The 1,244-nt window shown below is 69.2% G+C and carries 1 protein-coding gene; it reads right to left on the reverse strand.

Annotation, left to right across the window (positions count from 1 at the left end; all coding sequences use genetic code 11):
• Positions 1–1,244 (reverse strand): carbamoyl-phosphate synthase large subunit (gene carB, locus ACFU74_RS37320; RefSeq protein WP_380764585.1); only part of this gene is annotated, 1,244 nt, incomplete at both ends.

The following is a 1,244-nucleotide window of genomic DNA, read 5'->3' on the forward strand; positions in this document are numbered from 1 at the left end:
AGCGCGTGCCGCACCTCGCGGACCACGTCCGGGCGCAGGCCGCGGATCTCACCCACCTGCTGGTCGGAGAAGCCGTGCCGCTTGGCGTGCCGCAGCAGCTCCGGGGTGAGCTCCTCCGCCTCCGCCAGCTCGCCGGCGATCTCGTCCAGCAGGAACAGCTGGTCGACGAACCACGGGTCGATCCTCGTCGCCTCGAACACCTCCTCCGGGGTGGCGCCGGCGCGGATCGCCTCCATGACGGTGTTGATCCGCCCGTCCGTCGGCACGACCGCCTTCGCCAGCAGCTCGGCCTTGTCGCCGACCGGGCCGGCCCAGGTGAACTGCGAGCCCTTCTTCTCCAGCGAGCGCAGCGCCTTGTTCAGCGCCTCGGGGAAGTTGCGGCCCATGGCCATCGCCTCGCCGACCGACTTCATGGTGGTGGTGAGGGTGGCGTCGGCGGACGGGAACTTCTCGAACGCGAACCGCGGGACCTTCACCACGACGTAGTCGAGGGTCGGCTCGAAGGAGGCCGGGGTCTGCTCGGTGATGTCGTTGGGGATCTCGTCGAGGGTGTAGCCGACGGCCAGCTTGGCGGCGATCTTGGCGATCGGGAAGCCCGTCGCCTTGGACGCCAGTGCGGAGGAGCGGGAGACGCGCGGGTTCATCTCGATGACGATCACCCGCCCGTCCTCCGGGTTCACGGCGAACTGGATGTTGCAGCCGCCGGTGTCGACGCCGACCTCGCGGATCACGGCGATGCCGATGTCCCGCAGGATCTGGTACTCGCGGTCGGTGAGCGTCATCGCCGGGGCGACGGTGATCGAGTCGCCGGTGTGCACGCCCATCGGGTCGAAGTTCTCGATGGAGCAGACGACCACGACGTTGTCGTTCTTGTCGCGCATCAGCTCCAGCTCGTACTCCTTCCAGCCGAGGATGGACTCCTCCAGGAGCACCTCGGTGGTCGGGGAGAGCGTCAGGCCCTGGCCGGCGATGCGGCGCAGGTCCTCCTCGTCGTGCGCGAAGCCGGAGCCGGCGCCGCCCATGGTGAAGGAGGGGCGCACCACGACCGGGTAGCCGCCCAGGGTGTCGACCCCGGCGATCACGTCGTCCATGGTGTGGCAGATGACCGAGCGCGCGGACTCGCCGTGGCCGATCCTGGCGTTGACGGCCTCGACGACGCCCTTGAACAGCTCGCGGTCCTCGCCCTTGTTGATCGCCTCCACATCGGCGCCGATCAGCTCGACGCCGTACTTCTCCAGCGTCCC

It is taken from the genome of Kitasatospora sp. NPDC057500 (assembly GCF_042802195.1).
Lineage (GTDB): Bacteria > Actinomycetota > Actinomycetes > Streptomycetales > Streptomycetaceae > Kitasatospora.